Raw genomic sequence first — 22,278 nt, forward strand, 5'->3', positions numbered from 1 at the left:
CGTAATATCTGAAATAGCAATGCTGGAATCATCTTTTATAGCTGAAATTGCATCGCCCAGAATAATTTTGAAAGGAAAAAAGAAAAGAAATTTTGTTCGACATTGATAATTTTATCTACAAATTGCTTCTTTCCGTTATAAATAATTTTATCCTTTTGATACCAACTGTCCGCATACATTATAGTTTCGATATTTGGATCTTCATCCAACGCAGGTTTCAGGAATAAGGCACAATCTGACCATGCCGGCATATCGCTTAGTTGAATCAAAACCTGATAAACATTGTCTTTTTCAGGATTCCAGTCGTTGTAATTTTGTTCGTCGTTCCAATAAAGCAACGCGAAAATTAATCCGGATATACCAATTGACAATCCTAACATGTTTAAGAATGAGAAAAGTTTGTTGTGCTTTAATCGGTAAATAAATATATTGATATAGTTTAGTATCATTTATTCGTATTTTAAATATTTTAAGATATCAACTTTTGTTACTTGGTATGCTTTTGCCAAAACAACGGCAAGTGTCAGGAATAATAAAGACACAAAGGCAAGAATAAATGGTAAAATTGGAATATTGATGCGAAAAGCAAAATCTTCGAGCCAGTTTTTTAATAAAATATAAGCCGGAATAATTCCGATTAAAAATCCGATAATGCAGAAAACCACATATTGTTTAGAAAGTTCTTTGAGTAAAATATTGGTCTCAGCGCCAAGGGTTTTTCTAATAGCGATTTCTTTAAATCTTCTTTCCATAGAAAACGATGCCAAGGCAAACAATCCGAAAACGGCAATTAGAATTACAACCACATTCAACAGAGCAAATAAATTTCTTTGGTCTTCATACTTTTTGTAGGTTTTGGCGAAATTTTTATCCACAAAATTGTATTCGAAAGGATATTCTGCATCCACTTTTTTGAACCAAAAAGTCTTTAGGGAAGCAATAGTTTTGGAAATGTCTTTTGGTGAAATCTTTACAGAAACGTATTCTATATTGCCTTGCGTCCATTTCTGAGTATTTATATGAAATAAAATCATGGGATTAATTTCATTGTCTAAACCAGAATAGTGGAAGTTTTTAACGATTCCCACAACTTTATATTTTTCGCCATTCCAGCCGATTATTTTATCCAAAGGATTTTTTTCCTGCAAAGTTTTGGCTGCCACTTCATTCAGTAAAACATTAGAAATAGTATCGGATGCCAGTTTATCTGTGAGCGATCTTCCTTTTATAACTTTTATTTCCAACATTTCCAGCATTCCAAAATCAAACCCGATTTGCTGAATTACTGTCACTTTATTGTTATAAAATAAACCACCTCTTGAACTTTCATTTTCTCCAATAGAAAATGCCCCGGCAGAAACGGCTTCGACACCGTTAATTTTTTGAATTTCTTGTTGGATACTTTTATATTGCTCAAATTTACCTTTGCCTTTTTGTTCCCTAAAAGCAATATTCATGATTTGAGATCCTTTAAAACCTAAATCTTTTTCTACCATAAAATTGACCTGTTGGTAGACGATAAAAGAACCGATAATAAAAAAAGCAGCAATAGAAAATTGTATAACAAGCATGCTGTTTCTAATCCATATTCCACTTTTACTGCGGGAAAAATTTCCTTTTAAAACATTCAAAACAGCAAAATTTGAAATGTAAACTGCCGGAAAGACTCCACAAACAAAAATCACGACGATGAAGATTAAAACGAGCTGTAGGTAAAATTGTGATCCGGCGAGAATTAATTCTTTGTTTAAAAATTGATTGTAAAAAGGCAGCGAAATTTCAACAATTACGAGTGCTAGTAATACGGAAAATAAGGTAATTAACGCAGTTTCAAATACAAACTGAAATATGATTTGCAATTTTGTAGCGCCAATAATTTTTCTAACACCTACTTCTTTTGCGCGTTTTATGGCATTCGCCGTGGCTAAGTTGATATAGTTTACAATCGATAATATTAAAATTAAAATAGACAGCGCCATTAATATTTGTAAAAACTGAAGGTTTCCTGTTCCTTCCGGAAACGGATAATTCCCTTTGTAAAGTCTTGAATTTTCAAATGGGAGTAATTTAACCTTCAAGGGTTCACCGTACTTTTTTATAAACGCTTCAAGGGTCATGCCTTCTTTTCTTGCCTGCCTTTTGTAGTTTTTTTCGATAAACAGTTGTTCCATACTTTTAATGACAAGTCCTGCATCGTTTTTCTCTTTTAGTTTTAAGATTAAACCAAAATTAAAACCCCAATGGTCTTTAAGATGTTCCAGTTCTTCTTCAATAATGTTGGTGACTGCATTTGGCATTACAACAGATTTTCCGGGTATTCGATAGACACCGCGAACGACAAATAATTTGTCAGCATATTTTACCTGTTTGCCAACAGGGTTTTCATTCTTAAATAAACGAAAGGCAGTTTCTTCAGAAAAAACAATGCTTTGCGGATCGTGAAGTGCACTATTTGCATCACCGTATTTGAATTCAAATGGAAAAAAGAAAAGAAACTATTTTGGGCCGAAAATAGTTTATCGACCAACTCTGTTTTGCCATTATATTGTATCGTTTCTTTTGTGTAATAGGAATTGAAGTAGCAATAATTTTCTAAATATGAAGTCGTTGATTTTATTGCTGGCGCGGTGATGGCAGAATTTGTAGCAAATATAGTTCCATCTCCCACCTCATTCATTATGATATAGGATTTATCATTTGAAGCATTCCATTTATCATAAGAATGTTCATCGTTCCAATACAAAATTGAAAAAATTAATGCGGCAATTCCTATACTCAGGCCCAGAATATTCAAAGCTGTAAAAAGCTTATTGTTTTTAATGTGGTATATAAATATGTTTATCCAGTTAAGTATCATAGTTTTAGTTGTAGCGTTAAGAATAAAAAGAAGAGAATTGTCTTTTTTTATTCATATTTCAGATATCTCAAAACATCAATTTTAGTCACCTGATACGCTTTTGCCAAAACAATAGTTAGGGTCAAAACCATCAAACAAACAAATGCAGCAAAAAATGGAAGCAAAGGAATATCGATTCTAAAGGCAAAATTCTCCAGCCATTTTTGCAATAAAAGGTAAGCCGGCAGTATTCCGATTAAAAATCCGATAATGCAGAAAATCACATATTGTTTGGATAATCCTTTCAGTAAAGTATTGGTTTCCGCGCCAAGCGTTTTTCTGATGGCAATTTCCCGTAATCTTCTTTCCATAGAAAAAGATGCCAAAGCAAACAGTCCGAAAATGGCGATTAAGATTACTACAATGTTTAATAAAGCAAATAAATCTCTTTGGTTTTCATATTTTTTATACGATCTGGCAAAGTTTTTATCTACAAAAGTATACTCAAACGGATATTCGGAATCGACTTTTGTTTTCCAAAACTTTCCAATATTATCAATGGTTTGAGGCATTTCATTTGGTGAAATTTTGACTGAGATTGTATGCATTTCACTTTGAGACCATGATTGTGTTTTAATGTGATAGAAAATCATTGGGCCAATTTTGTTTTCAAGACCAAAAAAATTAAAGTCTTTTACAATTCCAACTACCCTGTAATTGCCATCTTGCCAATTTACTACCTTATTCAAGGGGTCTTTTTCTAATAATGTTTTTGCTGCAGTTTCATTTAATAAAACATTTGAAATCGTATCTGAGGCAATTTGTTCTGTTAAATCACGGCCTTTTATCACTTGAATACCCAGAAGCTTCAGTATTCCAAAATCAACACCCATTTGCTGTGTTATAACTTCCTGATGTGTTTTATAATGTAAACCAGCCCATGAATTTTCTATACCTCCAATAGAAAATGATGCTGCAGAAACAGCTTCAACACCGGTAATTTTTTGAAGTTCCTGTTGAACTGCTTTATAGCGGTCAAACTGCCCTTTTCCTTTTTTAGACTTAAATGAAATGTCTATAACCTGCGCTCCTTTAAAACCTAAATCTTTTTCGGCCATAAAATTTACCTGTTGGTACACAATAAAAGAACCAATGATAAAAAATGTGGCAATAGCAAATTGTAAAACCAACATTCCGTTACGAAGCCAAATCCCGCTTTTGCTTCTCGAAAAATTTCCTTTTAAAACTTTCAGCACTTCAAAATTTGAGATGTAGATGGCAGGAATAACACCAGAAACAAAAACAACAATAATGAAAATCAATATTAATTGAAGATAAAATTGATTTCCTAAAAGAATGAGATTTTTGTTTAATAAAGCGTTATAAAAAGGCAATGAAAGTTCTACAATTACCAATGAAATCAATACAGAAAACAGTGTAATTAATATCGTTTCAAATACAAATTGCATAATGATTTGCCATTTTGAGGCGCCAACAACTTTTCTTATTCCAACTTCTTTAGCTCGTTTTACAGCATTTGCAGTTGCCAGATTAATATAATTGGCAATCGATAATAACAAAATAAGTATGGATAAACCTATCAATATTCGCAAAAAAATCACATTAGCATTTCCTTCCGCAAATGCCGTGTTTCCGTTATATAATCTTGCACTCGTAAGCGGTAATAACTGTGCTTTAATAGGTTCTCCGTATCTTTTTATGAACGACTCAAGGTCTAAACCTTCTGCCTTTGCCTGTTTTTTATAGTTTTCTTCAAGAAAGATTTGATCCAGTTTTTTAATGACAGCGATTGTATCTCTTGCGTTTTTTAGCTTTAGCATTAATCCATAATTCAACCCCAGCTTTCCCTGTTTTTTCTAAATCATCTTCTATTACCGTTGTAACTGCAGATGGCATCACCGAAGATTTTTCGTTTAATCGATATACTCCACGAACCACGAAAATTCGTTCAGCATAACGGATTTGTTTTCCCATCGGATTTTCGTCTTTAAACAGACGTGAAGCTGTTTCTTCAGAAAGAGCAATGCTGTTGCGATCGTGAATAGCACTTTTTGCATTACCACGAATAAATTCAAAAGGAAAAAAGAAAAGAAACTGCTTTGTGCGGTTAAAATCTTATCAACTAATTCTATTTTTCCATGATATTGTATCGTTTGCTTCGAGTAATTGGTTCTAAAATAGCAATATTCATCTAAGTAAGATGTGGTCGATTTTAAAATAGGAGCAGGAATTGCAGACGATACAGCCCAGATATTTCCTCCTCCAAGATTACTCATAACCGAATAGATTTTATCTTTTTCGGGATTCCACTGATCGTATGAGTGTTCATCATTCCAGTATAAAATCGCAAAAATTAATGCTGCAATTCCAATACTCAAACCCAAAACATTCAAAGCTGTAAAAAGCTTGTTGTTTTTGATATGATATATAAATATGTTTGTCCAGTTTTTTAGCATTTTACTCGTATTTAAGGTATTTTAAAACATCAACTTTTGTTGCCTGATAAGCTCTGGTTAGTACAACCGAAAGCGTTAAAAACAGTAAAGCACTAAATCCTATTAAAAAGGGATAAAGAGAAATGGTAATTCGGTACGCAAAATTCTCCAGCCATTTGTCCAGTAAATAATACGCCGGAAACAAAGCGATTAAAAATCCAATGATACTGAAAACGACATATTGTTTACAAAGTTCTTTTAATAAAACATTGGTGTCGGCTCCCAGAGTTTTACGAATCGCGATTTCTTTCATGCGTCTTTCGATAGAATAAGAAGCAAGAGCAAATAACCCGAAAAGAGCAATTGTAATTACAATAATATTCAGCAACGAGAAAAGATTCTTTTGTTTTACATAACTGCTATACGATTTTTTATATTCTTTATCTACAAAATTGTATGCAAATGGATATTCAGGATCTACTTTTTTTGTCCACAGATTTTCCACGTCAGCCAGAGTTTGCTGCATCGTTTTTGGATCAGCTTGAATGTAAATATTATTCATAAGTGAGGTAAACCAGGGAGCGGTTTTAAAATGTAAAAAAGTCATAGGAGGTATTGGTTCTCCGGGATTTCCTAAATTAAAATCTTTGACAACTCCAACAATAATTACATTAATTCCGTTCCAGTCGATTTTTTTCCTATCGGATCTTTTTCATTCAATAATTTTAGGGCGGTTTCATTAATTAACATCGAACTTATAGTGTCCTGTGCGAATTTTGGGTTAAAATAACGTCCTTTCACCATTTTTATTTTCATCATTTCCAATAGTCCAAAATCGATTGGCATATTACTGCCATCAACATTTATATCTTTATAATGATAGGCTATTACAGATTTTGCACCATGTCCAAAAACAAAACCTGCGCCTGCTACTTGTTTTACTCCTTTTATGTGCTGTAATTGATTTTTAATAATGTTGTATCGTTCAAGGCGATGTTTGTCTGTAATTCCTTCTCCATAGATATTTCTGTATGAAATGTTTAGAATTTGATTTCCGTTAAAACCTAATTCTTTAGAATTCATAAGATCTATCTGCTCGTAAACAATATAAGATCCAACAATAAAAAAAGAGGCAACAGCAAACTGAAAAATCAACATTCCGTTTCTAAGCCAGACACCGCTTTTACTTCTGCCAAAATTTCCTTTTAATACTTTTAAGGATTCAAAATTTGAAACATAAACCGCCGGAAATATTCCTGCGATAACTACAGTTACAATAAATATCACGACAAGCTGCAAAAAGAACTGACCACTTTGCAAAGCGAGTGTTTTCTCTAAAAAGGCATTATAAAAAGGCAAAGAAAGTTCTACAATAACAAGGGATATCAAAATAGAAAGCAATGAAATTATTGCGGTTTCAAAGATGAATTGCTTAATTATAGCCGACTTTGAAGCTCCGATAATTTTTCGAACCCCAACTTCTTTGGCTCTCTTTATAGCATTTGCCGTAGCAGAATTGACATAATTGACAATGGACAGGGTTAGAATTAAAATAGATAATCCAACCATGATCAGTAAAAATTGAAAATTGCCTTTTGCTTCAATCAAACTGCCGGTTTTTGAGTGTAAACGAAGCGATGCTAATGGCTCTAAAGAAGGTTTTATCTCGCCAAATTTTTTGATAAATTCTTCTGGCGTGATACCTTGTTGTTGTGCAAAGCGAACGGACATATTTTCATAATACAAATTCTTAAGATTATCCGTTACTTGTTTTTGACTGTTTGCATTTTTAAGTTTTAATAAAAGAACAGAATGAAAATTTCCCCATTCCTGAATCGTTTTATTTATTCTTGCATCCATAAAATTAACTACGCATGACGGGTTGTAAACTGATTTTTTGTCCAGTTTATAAACACCTCTTACAATCAGATTTTTATTTTGTAAAACCACCTGTTTTCCCAAAGCGCTTTGGTTTCCAAAAAGCTGAACGGCTAAATCCTGCGATAAACAAATACTGTTTACATCCGGCAATGCTGTTTTTGCATTTCCTTCGATAAAAGAATAAGGGAAATAATCAAAAAAGTTCTTTTGAGCCGAAACTATCTTGTCTGACTGTACTTTTTTATTATTAAAACGAATAATATCATTATTATAATCGCCGCTTAAATAGCAATATGATTCGACTTGAGGGCTTGCTGTTTTTATAGCAGATCCTATTGGCGATGAACTTGAAGCCCAATATGTCGTTGCATCCATTTGATTGGCTACTAAAAATACGTTGTCTTTGTTTGGATTCCATTGATCGTAACTTTGCTCGTCATTCCAATATAAAATTGCAAAAATCAATCCTGCAATTCCAATACTCAAACCCAAAACATTCAAAGCCGTAAAGAGCTTGTTGTTTTTGATGTGGTATATAAATATGTTTGTCCAGTTTTTTAGCATTATTCTAGTTTTTAGAAGTTACCAAAACATCAACATTTCTATTGTTTATTTTTTCAGAAAGAATAATTCCGTCTTTCATTAAAATAGTTTTTTGAGAGAATGAAGCATCGTAATCTGAGTGCGTCACCATTAAAATTGTGGCGCCGCCAGCATGAAGATCCGTCAATAATTCCATTACTTCATTACCATTTTTACTATCCAGATTTCCTGTTGGTTCATCGGCAAGAATAATTTTTGGATCGTTAATTAAAGCTCTTGCAACCGCCACACGTTGTTGCTGACCTCCGGAAAGTTGTTGCGGATAATGTTTTAGTCGATGCGAAATACCTAATATATTGGCGATATTCTGTACTTTTTTCTTTCTTTCAGAAGCCGGGACGTCATTGTAAATAAGGGGCAATTCTATATTATCAAAAACAGAAAGTTCATCAATCAGGTTGAAATTCTGAAAAATGAAACCTATGTTCTCTTTTCTGGCTTTTGATTTTAGATTCTCTTTTAAGCCAATCATTTCCTGACCTAACAATTGATAACTTCCTCCCGAAGCGCTGTCCAGCAATCCGATAATATTTAATAAAGTTGATTTTCCGCTTCCGGATGGTCCCATAATTGAGACAAAATCGCCTTCGTTTATGGTTAATGAGATTTCACTTAATGCATTTGTTTCTACTTCTTCGGTTCTGAAAATTTTTGAAAGTTTGTTAATGTTGATCATAATTGTTGTTTTAGATTGATGTTTTTAATTTTTTTATTGCCGAAGTAATAGAAACAGGCCCGAAATTAAGATAATTAACAATATAGTTGTTAGCTATCAAATTTTGTTACTTTTACCAGCAATAATGGTTCACATATTTGATGATTTGATAGTCTAAATGTGATTTTCGTGCCAAAAACTTAAAGATTGTAACTGCCTTATTTTTACGTTTTTATTTTTTATAAAAAACCAGAAGTGTCCATTATTGGACAGCTTTCGTCCAAAACCGAACAAATATGAAAAAGACAAATGCTTCAATATTAATCATCGACGATCAGGAAGACATCCTTTTTGCATCGAAAGTGTTTCTGAAAAAGTATTTTGAAAACATTTATACACTTAATAATCCCAAAAATGTTATCGAATTATTGTCGAAAAACACCATCGATGTTGTTTTGTTAGACATGAATTACAGAATAGGTTTTGAAGACGGAAGGGAAGGTTTGTATTTATTGAAAGAAATAAAAACGCTTTCGCCAAAAACTGTTGTGATTTTAATGACCGCTTTTGGAAAAGTTGAAACGGCTGTTGAAGGTTTAAAATCGGGCGCTTTTGATTATATCCTGAAACCGTGGGAAAACAAAAAACTACTCGAATCTGTAAAACAAGCCGTTGATAAATCCAGAAAAGAACAGAAAAAAGATAAGAATGTTGAAATACAGAATGACTTTTTTATAGGAACTTCTGAAAATATAAAAAAAGCATATTCTCTGGCAGATAAAGTAGCAAAAACCGATGCTAATGTTTTAATTCTCGGAGAAAACGGAACCGGAAAATTTGTTCTCGCGCATCATATTTATTCTCAATCTGAAAGAAAAAATAATCCATTTATTGCGGTTGATTTAGGATCTCTAAATTCTAATATTTTCGAAAGCGAATTATTCGGTTATGCAAAAGGCGCTTTTACAGATGCAAAAGTTGATACTCCCGGCCGTTTTGAAATGGCGCAAAACGGAACTATTTTTCTGGATGAAATAGGAAATGTTCCGCTGCATTTGCAATCTAAACTATTGCAGGTTATTCAAACCAAAACCGTAACAAGATTGGGAGAAACTAAACCCAGAGCTTTGAATGTGCGCATTATTACGGCAACGAATTTGAATTTAAAACTGGAAGTTGCCGATAAAAACTTCAGGGAAGATTTATATTATCGTATTAATACGATGGAAATTATTCTGCCGCCGTTGCGAGAAAGAAACGCGGATAAAATTCCGTTGGCCGAATATCTTCTGGGAAAAATGATCGAAAAATACGGCAGGGATGAAATTACTTTCGATAAAAAAGTATTGGAACAAATCGAGAAACATGCCTGGAACGGAAACATCCGCGAAATGGAAAATAAAATTGAACGCGCCGTTATTCTTTGCGAAAACAACAAAATAACAGTTTCTGATTTAGATCTCGAAACCGTAACTCTTTACGATGAAAATCCGGATGATATTCAGCTTTCTTCTATAGAAAAAGCGACAATCGAAAAAGCATTGTTGAAACACAATAGTAATATCAGCAAAACCGCCGATGAATTAGGATTGTCACGTGGTTCTTTGTATCGACGTTTAGAGAAATATAATATCAAAACAGATGAGTTGTAATTTAAAAATAAATCACATAAGTATAAAAACAAACACGAATTTCACGAATTGACACTAATTTTAGTTTGTGAAATTAATTTCACAACTAAACTGACTATTAAAATTTGTGCAAATTCGTGACCCGAGCGATAGCGAACGGACGAAGTAAATTTGTGTTTAAAATTGATTTATAATATTTGTTTCCAGATGGTAGCATAGCTATGAGAAAAATTACAGTTCAGGATTTTTAATTTTTAATTCCAAATTTTTAATTTTAAAAATATGTTTAAAACATTTCAAACCTATAAACTTTTGTTTGTACGATTAATTCTAATTATTGCAGCGATAGAAATTTCGATTTATTTTTTTAAAATCGATTTGATTTTTACGGGCATATTTGGTCTTTTTATTGTTTTTCTGCTTATTCGCGAAATGTATTTTTATGTTCGAAATTTTGTTTTGCTTTACGATAAAACCATCTCTTCGATCTTGCAAAATGATTTTACATCCGATTTTACCAAACATAAATTCAATAGAAGTTATAATGATTTATTTCATTTATACGACACCTTAAAAAACAAGCAAAACGAAGAGGTTTCAAAAGATATAATTTACCGCTCGATTCTAAATAATATTGAAACAGGAATCATCATTTTGCAAAAACAAGATTCAGATTGGAATATTTTTTTAATGAACGAATATTTTTCGAAACAATTTAATGTTCCGAAAGTTTCAAAATGGAAATACCTCAAAAATCAATTGCCTTCGTTATGTGAAATTATTGAAGAAGATAATTTTCAGGAAATAAAAACATCTATAGAGATCAGTATCAATGAACAAAATAAGCAAACGTTTGTTTTGCAGGCTTCGCGAACAGAAATTTTTGAGAAAGATTATTTTATTGTTTTGCTAGATTCGATTCAGAATGTGGTCGAGAAAAAAGAGAAAGACGCCTGGGTAAATTTGATGAAAGTGATTTCGCATGAACTTTTGAATTCGATAACACCAATTCGTTCTATTTGCCAGAATTTGCAGGATTTGGTAGAGCAGGATTCTTTGTCTGCAGAAGATTTAGAAGATATTAAAAACAGTGTTGAAACGATGTTGAGAAGAAGTGACCATTTGCAAAAATTTGTAGAAGGATATCGAAAACTCGCCATGCTGCCTTCGCCTAAAAAGGAAGAAATAGAATTACAAGACTTGATAGATAATTGTTTACAAATCATGAATCCGTTATTTAAGGAAAATCAGATTGAAGTTTTAAGTAATATAGCGTTTAAACGTTGGATAAATGTCGATTCACAGCAAGTAGAACAAGTTTTGATCAATTTGCTGACAAATTGTATTTACGCTGTAAAAAATGCCGAATTAAAACAGATTATCATTTCGGCGGAAGCCAAAGAAAATCGAATTTTCATCAGAATCTCAGATAGCGGAAACGGAATCGAAAAGGAAATCGAAAACAAAATTTTCCTTCCGTTTTTTACCACCAGAAATGAAGGTGCCGGAATTGGTTTGACTTTATCTAAAAATATTATCGAAGCGCACGGTGGTTATATTTCGTTTAAAACGGAAGAGGGGAGAACTGTTTTTGAGATTTGTTTGGTAGAATAAGTATTTTAATTTCAATTAATTGTAGTAATTTTTTTATTATATTAGATTGATTAAAAGCTATTTATGATAAACAAATAACCAATGGATAAAAAACCACTATCAGATTTAACAGACCAGGAATTATTACAAGAAGCAAAAAAAGAAAATCAGCTTCAATTACCAATGCATTTTTAATTGGTTTTTTGATTGGAGTTGTATTTTATAGTGTTGTAAAAAATACATGGGGATTTCTTACGCTGATTCCTTTGTTTCTTGCTTATAAATTGATTAACAATTCAAAATACGAGAAAGAAGAATTAGAAAATCTTTTGAAGGAACGAGGTTTGAAATAAATGATTAAATCTACTTTTTTATCCTCACGAGTTAATTTCAGAAGTACTTAGAAAACGATAATATTCTTTAATTTTAGTTTTTAGTCTTTCAGCCAAATACTTGTTTCCGTCTTTTAATTCATTGAATATAATTTCGGCTTCTTCTATGTATTTTAACTTTTTTTCGTCTTCCCAATAATATGGAGGTTGATACAAATTTGAAATTCGATCGGCCATTTTAACAGCCCAAATCTCTATAGGTTGCTCTTTGATTCTTTTAAGGCTGTCAAGCATTTTTTCAATTTGTCCCTCGATTTTATCATTTTTTGTAAGAGCGAGAACTCCACTGGCAACTTCATGACCAAAAAGTTCATTTATTTTTTCATAGGTCGCTGCAGTATCTTCAATGGTATCGTGTAGAATTGCGCATTTAATAGCTAAACCAGAATTCATATTTTCTGTTGATTGAATAGCATTTAGAATTTCAAAGACAACACTTCCAATATGATTTATGTATTCAACTTGTTCTCCATCCTTAAGGCCACCATATTTTTGTCCATTATGTAATTTCGAAGCTAGCTGCCAAATTTCCTGGATTTCATCTATTGACCAATATTTTTGTTTTTCCATATGTATAATAAATTAAGGCTTGTATGTTTATGGTAAAATACAAAAATATTTGGAATTATTATTAAGTAATTGTGTAGTTTTCGAAATATGTATCCTTTAATAAGTTGTTTTCCGGTTCTTCTATACAATAGGAACTCCTATCCAATGAAATATAAAAATTAGTGCAATAGTTATTCCAATACTGCACAAAGTTAGAATGCGCCAATAAGTAGATCTTCCATATCCAAATCGCCAAATCCTTTCGCCAGTTTCTTCCCGGTTTGATTTTAAAGTTAATTTCGCAAGTATAAATGTTGAAATGATAAAGATCAAAATTGTAATTAACCAAAATTTTATCATGATTTAATGTTTTTGAAATGCGGTTTAAATTTACTCAATTTTTTTCAAAATCTCTGATTATGAGTACTCGTTATTTTTAAAATGCTTCTAAGTTTTGTGTTCAACTGCTTTCTACACTGAAATAATACTTAGCTATTTCTCATTGTTGTAAGTTCTTTTCTTAATGCATTTTTGGTAGCTTTATCTATAAATTTCTGTGGTAATAGTGAAATCAAAAAAGTCTGTATTGCATGTTGCCAGTAAGGCATTATACTTTGCCTGCCGCAGCCTATTCTGTTTAAAACACATTTTGCATAAGTTTCGGCACTTGGGCGCATAAAGGAAACGGGCTTTCTGTTACTTCCGGTATTTACACTTCCCGTGAGCAATGAAATCACTTCTATATTTTCAAGTTCACGAGCCAAAGAAATAGAGAAAGCATTATTATAGGCTTTTGTTCCGGCATATACGGCTAAATATGGCGGAGGTAAAAGTCCGGCATAAGAAGATACATTGAGTATTAAAGCGGGCTTTTTGAAAAAAGGGATTAAATCATGTGTCAGTTGTGAAGGAAATGTAGTGTTTAGCATAATTGTTTCGTCAATTTCCTGATTACTCATTTCAGTAAATTCAGAAATGGGGCCAACACCAACATTGTTGACTAAAATGGTGATCGGTAAATGGGAAATAGATGATAGATCCATTTTACTGCTTTTACTTCCATCATGTGCCAAATTTATAACGTTACAAGTTGGGTTTTTTGTTATAATCTCGTTTTCTGCCAGTTTTAATTTTTCCACGTTTCTTCCGTGAATTATCACATTAAACCCATTATTGGCAAGTTCTAATGCAATTGCTTTGCCAATACCGTCAGTTGCTCCTGTTATTAAAGCGTAGGCACCGCCTGTTTTATATTTAAGTAGTTGGGAGGGACGTAAATAGAGTATTATGAATTTAAAAAGTTGAAAAAATAATACTGTCAATGTGAGAATTCCAAAACTCCAAATAAGCTGATTTATCATAGTTTTTATTTTTGATACAAAACTATTTGAGCTCTCTTGTAAAAGCAATGGAAATACAATGGCAATGATTGGACTATTTGCGGTAACTTACCCTAAATTGCAGCGGAGTCATCTTTTCTAAATTAGAGAAAAAACGATTAAAATAGGCGTGATCATCATAACCAAGTTCATAAGCAATTTCCTTTACTGTATTATCTGTAGCGTAGAGTAATCGTTTAGCTTCTGTTAATATCATTTGTTGTATCCAATAGCTAACAGTTAAACCGGTCGTTAATTTAACAGCCTCATTCAGGTAAGCAGAAGAAATATTTAATTCATTTGCATAGTTTACCGCACTTTTATGAGTTCTAAAATCCTTTAATAACAAACTCTTAAATTGTTTTGTAATGATATGCTTTCGTGAAATAGCAGTTTCACTAACTTTTATTTGCTCATAAGCATCTGCAAATAGGCAAACACAAGTATTTGTCAGCGAATAAATTACTTCAGAACTTGTACTTAATTTTTGAGAAGCTTTTACCAATTCTATACAAGAATTTAAAAAATGGCTGGTGGTTGAATTTATGCTAACAGACAGGTAATCAAAGTAGTTTTCTTCAAAGATACCTCTGTTTTTTTGCTTATTAGCTTTGAATCAACAATCAATAAAGATGCTTGCGTACCAGAATCAACCAAAGTAACGTAATGAACTTGTCCTGGTAAAATACAGATTATGGAATTTTCTGTTAAGGTAATTTCTTTAAAATCAATCACAATTTTGCTATATCCTTTTTTTGAAGAATGAACAAGAAATGGTCATCTCTTCGATGTGGTATTTTTTGATATAAAGCACTATTATCTTCTGTAGCAACAAAATGAAAAACACTTGTTTCCTGATTTGTAAACTCATTTAAAGAAATTGTCGGAATGTTTTTTTCATACTATGCTTTGTCAAGGTTGCCGTTAACTTTATAAAAGTGTATTTACATTATGATGTGCCCGTTAAGTTTTTACAATATTACTCAAAAAATAAATCTGATAGAGCAGATTTTCAATCCGTGCCCTAAGTTTGACAAAAAATATAGCCATCAAAAAACCTTAATTTTCTTAAGGGGTTTCTGGTGGTTCTTACAGAACTATTTACGAAACCATTTCATGTAGGATTTGAAGAAACTTTCTAATAGAAATGTTAATTTTTTTTATATAGTATTTAAAAAATTAATAAAACGTTGTACAAATAGTCTTATATTCGCTTTTAAATAAAAATCCAGTTTACGGTATAAATCCAGCCGTAATTAATCTCATTGAAGCCGTTTTATGGCTTATATAGAAAGTTGTGTATCGCTTTCTAGCGAGAGCGACAACGATAAAAAATAAATTTAAAAAATGACTTTCATTAAAACAATTTCTACATTTTTAATTACACTTTTATTAGTAACCAATACTTTTGCGCAAAAATCTAAACATAAAACCAAAATTTTATTAATCGGGACAATTCACTTCGAAACGCCTCATTTAGATGCACATGAATTAAAAACAGACGATTTTTTAGCTCCCAAAAGACAACAAGAACTGGAAGAATTGACTGGAATTTTAAAACAAACAAATGCTGATAAAGTGATGATAGAAAAACCATTTAATCAACAAAAGCAAATTGATAGTTTGTATAAGGCGTATTTACAAAATAAGTATAAGTTAACCGTTTCTGAGCGAGAGCAAATTGGTTTTAGATTAGCTAAAAAATTAAATTTAAAAGAGATAAATTGTGTAGATATTTTTTATGGAATGAAACATGACAGTTTACTTTCTGTAACTGCTAAAGAAAAAAATCAGTTGTATTTATTAAAAGAATTAGGTACTAATGCAAATAACTTAAAACTTGAATTTGATAATATAGTAAAACGAAATTCAATAACCGAAGTACTAAAATATATAAACAAAAAAGAACTTTTGCAGAAAAATTTATCATTGTACTTAAAATATATTGCAAAAGTTGGAGCAGGAGAAAATTATATTGGTGCAGAAGCAGTGTCTGATTGGTATTTGAGGAATTTAGCAATTTATTCTAATGTAATAACTCAAATAAATGCAAATGACAAATACGTTATACTAATATTTGGACAAGGACATATTCCGATATTAAAACACCTGTTACAAAACAATGACGATTTTGAAGTCGTTGAAGTAAATAGCGTACTAAAATAAACTGCCACCAACCATCAGAGTCAAAATTACAAAACTATAATATGCAAGAAGAAATAACCAAACATTCAGAAAAAATTTATAAAACTGTGAAAAATTCAGAACACACATTGGGAGAGAAAGTAAAAGAAATCATTATAGAAATATGCATAATCGTTTTTGCAGTAACACTATCAATAGGGTTACACGGCTGGAGTGAACACAGGCATCAACAAGAAGAGGTATCCGTGTTTCTAGTTAATTTAAAGAATGATTTAAAGATTGACATACAAAACATCGAGAATGAAAAGGAAGCCTACCAAAAGTCAAACATAGCCTATGAAAAAATTTTAGCATTAACGCCTCTTCAACTTGACAGTATTTACAAGTCTAAAAATAAGGTTAATTTTCCAATTCATTCACATGGTCATACAATGAATATTGGTAATTATGAAGGTTTTAAATCAAGTGGTAAAATTGGCTACATTGAAGACGAAAAATTAAAACAGAAAATGTTAAGTTATTACCAAATATTTGTACCGGCACAAGACGAAGTTGATAAAATGTACAATGATTTTCTGTTTAAGTGTTTTGACAAAATGATAGAAAATGCAGATAAACCAGAAGCGGAAATGTATTCAGACCCAAAATTTAAAAAGACAATCGAATTTCTTGTCAAACTAGGTAAGAATAACATAAGGGTTTATAATGAAAACACAAAACCACTAGCAGTTGAACTTATTAAAGATATTGAAAAAGAGTTGAATAAATAAAAACGGCACACACCGTTCGTGGTTTTGCCTGTTGGCGCGAGCGTATCCCCTCGTGAACACAAAGAGAATTTACAAGAACAAAAAAACTCCTTAATTTCTTAAGGAGTTTTTTTGTTCTTGTAAATAAAACTTACTGAAATAAAGAAGACTTAAAAATAACTTTCGAAATTTTAATTAAACGACTTCCTGAATTCCAGGGGCGAAATATCAGTTTTAGCTTTAAATAATTTACTGAAAGACTGAGAATGTTCAAATCCCAATTCATAAGCAATTTCACTTACAGAAAGTTCTGTTGTGGAAAGTTTTTCCTTGGCTTTTTCAATCAGTTTTTCGTGGATGTGTTGCTGAGTTGTTTTTCCGGTCAAAGTTTTCAAAAGACCTCGCATATAATGAGGCGACATATTGAATTCATCAGCGAGATATTGTACGCTCGGCAATCCTTTTGTTTTGAAATCATCTCTTTCGTAATAATCATTAAGCAGGATTTCTAATTTTTCTAAAAATTGATGATGCGCTTTGTGTCGTGTAATAAACTGTCGCTGATAAAATCTTTCAGAATAATTCAAAAGCGTTTCCAGCTGAGAAATAATAATGTTCTGACTGAATTTGTCAATGTTGGTTTGATATTCCTGCTTGATATTATCAGTGATTTGCTGGATTTTTATTTCCTCATCTTCAGATAAAAATAATGCTTCATTAACAGAATAATCAAAGAATTCACATTTCTTGATTGTGCTTGCCATTGGCGTATTCCAAAGAAAATCCGGATGAATCATCATCATCCATCCAGACGGATTTTTGCCGTGTTCTTCCCGGACGATGCTCAGAATCTGATTTGGAGCCATACAAAACATCACGCCTTCATCAAAATCGTAATCCTGCTGTCCGTATCTATATTTATGATTCATATCTCTTTTGACAGAAATCATATAAAAATCAAATATCAAACTCTGCTTTCCACTTTCCAAAGCCACCGCCATATCTTCAAAATTTATCACACTGATGAGCGGATGTTTCGGCTTTGGCAAACCACGCAAAGTATGGAATTGAGAGATTGTTTTTATTCTTATCGGCGAATCAGACATCGTTTTAGTATTTAATCAAATTTAGTGAATATAAGGGTACAGACTATTCTACCTCAGAGAAATAAACATTTTGCAAATCTTCCATCAAAGTTGGGTGTTGAGGATCCCAGCCTAATGCCTTCTTAGTTTCTTCGCTTGAAGTAGGATTATTAAGCTTTGCAAAATGTGCAAACCAGCCGAAATGTTCTGCTGCTTCATCGTTTGTTAGCGAAACAACCTGAATCTGCAATTTTTCAGCAATAAAAGCTGCAATGTCTTTAAACGGAATTCCCTGTTCTGCAACTGCGTGATATCTTGTTCCGCTTACGAAAGGTTTTTCCAAAGCTAATCGGTACAATTTTGCTGCATCTAATCTGTGAACAGCAGGCCATAAATTACTGCCACCATTAATAATCGCAGCTTTTCTTTTTTCTTTTGCAATATTAATAGAGGTTGGAACAAAACCAATTATATCTCCCTTGCCGTGAACAGATGGAGAGAGTCTTACAACGGCAACTTTCACGCCTTTTGCGGCTACGGCATCAGCTGCATTTTCTGTTGCAATTCTGGGATGTGGATTGTTTGCGGAAAGATCTTTTTCAGTTGTGATTCCGTCTTTTGAAAAAAGTGCCGTTCCTGAAGTAATGAGAAAAGGTTTGTTTGTTCCCAATAAAGCTTCGCCTATTGTTTCAATCACTTTTCCATCAAGTACACACATTTCTTCAAATCTTGTAAAATCGTGAACAAATCCTAAGTGAACCACTGCATCTGAAGCGATAGTTCCTGATTTCAAACTTTCAAAATCGTTTAAATCTCCGCGCTGTACTTCTGCGCCGGCGGCAATCAATTTGTTTGCTGATTTTTCCGAACGAGCCAATCCCAAAACCTGGTGTCCATTGGCTAATAATTCCTCTACTACGGCAGTTCCTATAAAACCTGTAGCGCCTGTAACAAATACTTTCATTTTGATATAATTTAATGAAGCAAAGTTCAGATTTCGTTTATGTATTCTTGTAGCCGAAAAGTATTTTCTTGTAGCCGAAAAATTTAATTAAATGAGGAAAAAGGATGTCTTATATATCAAAAAAAATGGATAATCTTTCGCCTGCTGGTGTGAGTGTTTCGCTTGTGAACGCAAAATCTACGAGAAACAAGACATAACAAAAACTCCTTAATTTCTTAAGGAGTTTTTGTTTTTTGAAAAGTTTATTTCCCTTTTATTATTTTTTCGAGATATTCAACTTTATCTTTTCTTCGTAAAACAAAAAAGAGACTTTCGAGTCTCTTTTTTGTTTTAATATATTCGTTTAATTGTGGTTATTTATTCAATAATTTTTCAAGCCTTGCCATTATTTCATCTTTCTCTTTCAACATACGCTCGTATAAAGCAATCTTTTCTTCGTGAAGTTTTAAAACCTCTTTTACAGGGCTAAATGTTGGATGAATGTTGATTGCAGAAGCCCCCTCTTTAAAATCTGAAAAAGTATTAGAAATAATATTTACTGCTTGCTCTTCATCAAAATTCTGAAAAGCTTCCACTGGAATTTTTAATGCGTGCGAGATTTGATTAAGAATATTATCTTCAATTACATCTTTTTGTTCCAGCATAGAAATTTTCTTCTGATTCCAATCATTTCCCAGATCAAAAGCCAATGCTTCTTGTTTGATGCCTAACATTTCTCTGAAGCGTTTTACGTTTCTTCCCTGATGTATTTTCTGTTCCATAATGAATATCAATTTTTCTACAGGCTCAAAGATAAAACCATTTGTATTAAAAATGCTGAATTTCACAGATAAATCTTAGACAAAGATATGTACACAATCTTGTCATTTCGAGGAACGAGAAATCTTCACAAGTAACTCCGCAACGAAAATCGCCAATCTTTGTAGAGATTCTTGTGTGATTTCTCCCTTTGGTTGAAATGACAAATACTTTGTGTTTATTTAAATCAATAGAAAGACTTGTGGCAAAAAACGACATAAAAAAACTCCTTAATTTCTTAAGGAGTTTTTTTGTGGGCGATGAGGGGTTCGAACCCCCGACCCCCTCGGTGTAAACGAGGTGCTCTGAACCAGCTGAGCTAATCGCCCTATTTTACTAGGTTGCTATCGTTTGTGATTGCGAGTGCAAATATACGCTAGTTTTTGAGTTCTGCAAAGAAAATAGAATAAAAAAGAAAACTTTTTTTTAAATTCATTATATCTTGCTGTTTATGAATTTGTTATTAAAATGATTTTTTTAAACTTTTTTCTGCAAATTTCCTTTTCCTTAGTTCAAAGGCAATTCAGCAACAACAAAAGTGCTTCCTCCAACATAAATAAAATCATTTGATGAGGCATTTTTCTTTGCTTCCGCGAAAGCGAGCTCAACCGATTCGTATTTTTCTCCAAACAAATTATACTTTTTGGCTGCATCCTGGAGAATTTCAGTACTTAATCCTCTAGACGAATTGGGTCTGCAGAAATAATATTGCGCTTTCTGAGGAAAAAGTGGCAAGATAGAATCGAGGTCTTTGTCATTTACAACTCCCAAAACAATATGAAGATTCTCAAAAGTTTCTTTCTGAATCTGATTCATTACAACCGCCAAACCATGTTTATTGTGCGCCGTATCGCAGATTATTTTTGGGTTTTCTCCCAACTGTTGCCATCTTCCTTGTAAACCTGTATTTTTTACGGTATTTAACAAACCGCTTTTTAGATTATCAATCGAAACTTTAAAATCGGTTTGTGAGTTTAAAACAACAACAACCTGCTGAACCGTTTTTTTATTGTGAAACTGATAATCGCCCAATAAATCAGAAGGAAAAACTCCCGAAATTAAATCGGCAGCAAAATAAATTGGCGCATCGTTTTCTTTTGCTTTGGCTAAAAATACAGCCTCCGTTTCCTCCGTATATTCTCCAATTACAACGGGAACATTCGGTTTAATAATTCCGGCCTTTTCTCCGGCAATTTCAGTAGTTGTATTTCCTAAAAATTGCATATGATCCAGATCGATATTGGTAATAACCGAAACTAATGGCGTAATAATATTTGTAGCGTCCAGTCTTCCGCCCAGACCAACTTCTATAATCGCAATATCTGTTTTTTCTGCAGCAAAATAATCAAATGCCAAACCAACAGACATTTCGAAGAAACTCATGTCATTTGCTTCAAAAAAGTCTTTGTGTTTTGCAACAAATTCAATCACAAAATCTTCAGAAATGTCCTGGCCGTTGATTTTTATTCTTTCTCTAAAATCTTTTAAATGTGGTGAAGTGTACAATCCAACCTTATATCCCGCTTCCTGCAAAACCGAAGCCAGCATGTGCGACGTAGAACCTTTGCCATTTGTTCCCGCAACATGAATACACTTTAGTTGATTTTGTGGATTATCAAGATGCGCCGCAAGCAACTTAATGTTGGTTAAATCTTCTTTATAAGCCGAAGCACCCTGAAGTTGATACATGGGCAATTGGTTAAACATCCAATTTGTTGTTTCCTGATAGTTCATTATATTTGGATAAAATAGTTGTCGATTGAAATAATTTCCGGTTTTTTTAGTTTAATATTACAGTGAAATTATCTTTAATGCAAAATTGAAATATTTTTTAGAATTAATTATTAAAAACAAGAATTAAAATATGTTTAGCTTCATTCAATTACAAGCAGATACTATCGCAAACGCTGCATCTAACGTAGTTATCGAAAAAATTGCACCAAATACCGAAATCTCTGTTTTAGGATTTATCTTAAAAGGAGGTTTTTTCTTAATACCAATTGCCATTTTACTTTTTTACACGATTTATGTCATTTTTGAACGTTATATGTATATCAGCAAAGCATCGAAAATTGATGCAAGATTAATGCAGGATGTTGCCGATAAATTAAATGCAGGAAACATAGAATTAGCGAGAACAATTGTAGAAAGAAGCAATACAGCTGCAGGAAATATTTTAAAAGAAGGAGTTTTGGTAATTGGAAGACCAATTGCTGAAATCGAATCAAACATGGACCGTGCAGCCGATATCGAAATTGGCGAAATGGAAAGACATTTAGGTCACTTGGGACTTATTGCCGGTATCGCGCCAACGTTAGGTTTCATCGGAACTATTTCTGGGGTTATCAAGATTTTCTACAGTATTTCTGTAACCGAAAATATTAGTATCGGAAATATCTCAGGAGGTTTATACGAAAAAATGATCAGTTCAGGTTCCGGATTAATTGTGGGTATTATTGCTTATAGCGCTTACCACTTATTGAACGGAAAAATTGATGATTTTGCCTTGAAAATTCAGAAACAAATATTAGAATTTGTCAATATAATTCAAAGAGCATAAAG

The 22,278-nt window shown here is 32.5% G+C and carries 20 protein-coding genes and 1 tRNA gene; 5 read left to right on the forward strand and 16 right to left on the reverse strand.

Going from position 1 to position 22,278, the window contains the following annotated elements; genetic code table 11:
- Positions 1-35: 35 nt before the first annotated feature.
- The 8 genes from ACZZZT_RS05785 to ACZZZT_RS05820 all read right to left on the reverse strand — a co-directional run bounded on the left by ACZZZT_RS05785 (position 36) and on the right by ACZZZT_RS05820 (position 8,452).
- A complete protein-coding gene (locus tag ACZZZT_RS05785; protein WP_463459733.1) occupies positions 36-449 on the reverse strand; it encodes a hypothetical protein in 414 nt (137 codons plus the stop codon).
- Positions 450-2,426, reverse strand: a complete 1,977-nt coding sequence (locus tag ACZZZT_RS05790; protein ID WP_463462384.1) for an FtsX-like permease family protein — start codon at positions 2,424-2,426, stop codon at positions 450-452. It lies immediately after the preceding gene.
- Complete coding sequence (locus tag ACZZZT_RS05795; protein WP_463459734.1) at positions 2,360-2,857, reverse strand: hypothetical protein; 498 nt, start codon at positions 2,855-2,857, stop codon at positions 2,360-2,362. Before ACZZZT_RS05795 ends, ACZZZT_RS05790 begins: the two co-directional genes overlap by 67 nt.
- 47 nt (positions 2,858-2,904) lie before the next feature.
- Positions 2,905-4,677, reverse strand: coding sequence for an ABC transporter permease (locus tag ACZZZT_RS05800; protein WP_463459735.1), 1,773 nt, complete (start codon positions 4,675-4,677; stop codon positions 2,905-2,907).
- Positions 4,634-4,924 carry an ABC transporter permease gene (locus ACZZZT_RS05805; RefSeq protein ID WP_463462385.1) on the reverse strand — a complete coding sequence of 97 codons (291 nt, stop codon included), beginning with the start codon at positions 4,922-4,924 and terminating at the stop codon, positions 4,634-4,636. The genes ACZZZT_RS05800 and ACZZZT_RS05805 overlap by 44 nt, the downstream gene beginning before the upstream one ends.
- A 390-nt stretch (positions 4,925-5,314) precedes the next feature.
- Positions 5,315-5,899 (reverse strand): ABC transporter permease, encoded by a 585-nt coding sequence (locus ACZZZT_RS05810; protein WP_463459736.1) that lies wholly within the window; start codon positions 5,897-5,899, stop codon positions 5,315-5,317.
- A gap of 59 nt (positions 5,900-5,958) precedes the next feature.
- Positions 5,959-7,737, reverse strand: a complete 1,779-nt coding sequence (locus tag ACZZZT_RS05815; RefSeq protein ID WP_463459737.1) for an ABC transporter permease — start codon at positions 7,735-7,737, stop codon at positions 5,959-5,961.
- 4 nt (positions 7,738-7,741) lie between these two features.
- Positions 7,742-8,452: an ABC transporter ATP-binding protein gene (locus ACZZZT_RS05820; protein WP_082036973.1), complete on the reverse strand. Its 711-nt coding sequence runs from the start codon at positions 8,450-8,452 to the stop codon at positions 7,742-7,744.
- A 275-nt stretch (positions 8,453-8,727) separates the two neighbouring features.
- Here ACZZZT_RS05820 and ACZZZT_RS05825 point away from each other — a divergent pair, with 275 nt between their 5' ends.
- Positions 8,728-10,083 (forward strand): sigma-54-dependent transcriptional regulator, encoded by a 1,356-nt coding sequence (locus ACZZZT_RS05825; protein ID WP_463459738.1) that lies wholly within the window; start codon positions 8,728-8,730, stop codon positions 10,081-10,083.
- Between the two features lie 261 nt (positions 10,084-10,344).
- Positions 10,345-11,676: a sensor histidine kinase gene (locus ACZZZT_RS05830; RefSeq protein WP_463459739.1), complete on the forward strand. Its 1,332-nt coding sequence runs from the start codon at positions 10,345-10,347 to the stop codon at positions 11,674-11,676.
- A 356-nt stretch (positions 11,677-12,032) separates the two neighbouring features.
- Here the strand turns inward: ACZZZT_RS05830 and ACZZZT_RS05835 are convergent, their stop codons facing one another.
- The 3 genes from ACZZZT_RS05835 to ACZZZT_RS05845 form a co-directional block, all read right to left on the reverse strand.
- The gene (locus tag ACZZZT_RS05835) at positions 12,033-12,617 is read right to left on the reverse strand and encodes an HD domain-containing protein (RefSeq protein ID WP_463459740.1); all 585 of its coding nucleotides are present in this window, start codon (positions 12,615-12,617) and stop codon (positions 12,033-12,035) included.
- Positions 12,618-13,084: 467 nt separating this feature from the next.
- Complete coding sequence (locus ACZZZT_RS05840; protein ID WP_463459741.1) at positions 13,085-13,957, reverse strand: SDR family NAD(P)-dependent oxidoreductase; 873 nt, start codon at positions 13,955-13,957, stop codon at positions 13,085-13,087.
- A 73-nt stretch (positions 13,958-14,030) separates the two neighbouring features.
- Positions 14,031-14,480, reverse strand: coding sequence for a helix-turn-helix domain-containing protein (locus ACZZZT_RS05845; RefSeq protein ID WP_463459742.1), 450 nt, complete (start codon positions 14,478-14,480; stop codon positions 14,031-14,033).
- A gap of 842 nt (positions 14,481-15,322) precedes the next feature.
- Here ACZZZT_RS05845 and ACZZZT_RS05850 point away from each other — a divergent pair.
- Together ACZZZT_RS05850 and ACZZZT_RS05855 are read left to right on the forward strand one after the other, a co-directional pair.
- Positions 15,323-16,141, forward strand: a complete 819-nt coding sequence (locus ACZZZT_RS05850; protein ID WP_463459743.1) for a DUF5694 domain-containing protein — start codon at positions 15,323-15,325, stop codon at positions 16,139-16,141.
- 41 nt (positions 16,142-16,182) lie between these two features.
- A complete protein-coding gene (locus ACZZZT_RS05855; RefSeq protein WP_463459744.1) occupies positions 16,183-16,890 on the forward strand; it encodes a DUF6090 family protein in 708 nt (235 codons plus the stop codon).
- Positions 16,891-17,060: 170 nt separating this feature from the next.
- Here ACZZZT_RS05855 and ACZZZT_RS05860 read toward each other — a convergent pair whose 3' ends face one another.
- The 5 genes from ACZZZT_RS05860 to ACZZZT_RS05880 form a co-directional block, all read right to left on the reverse strand.
- Complete coding sequence (locus tag ACZZZT_RS05860) at positions 17,061-17,975, reverse strand: helix-turn-helix domain-containing protein (RefSeq protein WP_463459745.1); 915 nt, start codon at positions 17,973-17,975, stop codon at positions 17,061-17,063.
- Positions 17,976-18,018: 43 nt separating this feature from the next.
- Positions 18,019-18,918 carry an SDR family oxidoreductase gene (locus ACZZZT_RS05865; RefSeq protein WP_463459746.1) on the reverse strand — a complete coding sequence of 300 codons (900 nt, stop codon included), beginning with the start codon at positions 18,916-18,918 and terminating at the stop codon, positions 18,019-18,021.
- 353 nt (positions 18,919-19,271) lie between these two features.
- Complete coding sequence (locus ACZZZT_RS05870) at positions 19,272-19,679, reverse strand: helix-turn-helix domain-containing protein (protein WP_463459747.1); 408 nt, start codon at positions 19,677-19,679, stop codon at positions 19,272-19,274.
- Between the two features lie 291 nt (positions 19,680-19,970).
- Positions 19,971-20,045 (reverse strand) — tRNA-Val (locus ACZZZT_RS05875).
- Positions 20,046-20,223: 178 nt separating this feature from the next.
- Positions 20,224-21,450 carry a bifunctional folylpolyglutamate synthase/dihydrofolate synthase gene (locus ACZZZT_RS05880; RefSeq protein WP_463459748.1) on the reverse strand — a complete coding sequence of 409 codons (1,227 nt, stop codon included), beginning with the start codon at positions 21,448-21,450 and terminating at the stop codon, positions 20,224-20,226.
- A gap of 130 nt (positions 21,451-21,580) precedes the next feature.
- On the opposite strand from ACZZZT_RS05880, the gene ACZZZT_RS05885 reads away from it, so the two are divergent.
- Positions 21,581-22,276, forward strand: coding sequence for a MotA/TolQ/ExbB proton channel family protein (locus ACZZZT_RS05885; protein WP_042565805.1), 696 nt, complete (start codon positions 21,581-21,583; stop codon positions 22,274-22,276).
- The last annotated feature ends 2 nt before the right edge of the window (positions 22,277-22,278 follow it).

It is taken from the genome of Flavobacterium sp. AC274, assembly GCF_979258275.1.

Excerpts from the sequence above, each read along its gene's own strand:
- ACZZZT_RS05810 (WP_463459736.1), bottom strand. The coding sequence starts at position 5,899 with ATGACTTTTTTACATTTTAAAACCGCTCCCTGGTTTACCTCACTTATG.
- ACZZZT_RS05840 (WP_463459741.1), bottom strand. The coding sequence starts at position 13,957 with ATGATAAATCAGCTTATTTGGAGTTTTGGAATTCTCACATTGACAGTA.
- ACZZZT_RS05870 (WP_463459747.1), bottom strand. The coding sequence starts at position 19,679 with ATGGAACAGAAAATACATCAGGGAAGAAACGTAAAACGCTTCAGAGAA.
- ACZZZT_RS05835 (WP_463459740.1), bottom strand. The coding sequence starts at position 12,617 with ATGGAAAAACAAAAATATTGGTCAATAGATGAAATCCAGGAAATTTGG.
- ACZZZT_RS05820 (WP_082036973.1), bottom strand. The coding sequence starts at position 8,452 with ATGATCAACATTAACAAACTTTCAAAAATTTTCAGAACCGAAGAAGTA.
- ACZZZT_RS05795 (WP_463459734.1), bottom strand. The coding sequence starts at position 2,857 with ATGATACTTAACTGGATAAACATATTTATATACCACATTAAAAACAAT.
- ACZZZT_RS05785 (WP_463459733.1), bottom strand. The coding sequence starts at position 449 with ATGATACTAAACTATATCAATATATTTATTTACCGATTAAAGCACAAC.
- ACZZZT_RS05885 (WP_042565805.1), top strand. The coding sequence starts at position 21,581 with ATGTTTAGCTTCATTCAATTACAAGCAGATACTATCGCAAACGCTGCA.
- ACZZZT_RS05865 (WP_463459746.1), bottom strand. The coding sequence starts at position 18,918 with ATGAAAGTATTTGTTACAGGCGCTACAGGTTTTATAGGAACTGCCGTA.
- ACZZZT_RS05855 (WP_463459744.1), top strand. The coding sequence starts at position 16,183 with ATGCAAGAAGAAATAACCAAACATTCAGAAAAAATTTATAAAACTGTG.
- ACZZZT_RS05830 (WP_463459739.1), top strand. The coding sequence starts at position 10,345 with ATGTTTAAAACATTTCAAACCTATAAACTTTTGTTTGTACGATTAATT.
- ACZZZT_RS05815 (WP_463459737.1), bottom strand. The coding sequence starts at position 7,737 with ATGCTAAAAAACTGGACAAACATATTTATATACCACATCAAAAACAAC.
- ACZZZT_RS05850 (WP_463459743.1), top strand. The coding sequence starts at position 15,323 with ATGACTTTCATTAAAACAATTTCTACATTTTTAATTACACTTTTATTA.
- ACZZZT_RS05860 (WP_463459745.1), bottom strand. The coding sequence starts at position 17,975 with ATGTCTGATTCGCCGATAAGAATAAAAACAATCTCTCAATTCCATACT.
- ACZZZT_RS05800 (WP_463459735.1), bottom strand. The coding sequence starts at position 4,677 with ATGCTAAAGCTAAAAAACGCAAGAGATACAATCGCTGTCATTAAAAAA.
- ACZZZT_RS05825 (WP_463459738.1), top strand. The coding sequence starts at position 8,728 with ATGAAAAAGACAAATGCTTCAATATTAATCATCGACGATCAGGAAGAC.
- ACZZZT_RS05880 (WP_463459748.1), bottom strand. The coding sequence starts at position 21,450 with ATGAACTATCAGGAAACAACAAATTGGATGTTTAACCAATTGCCCATG.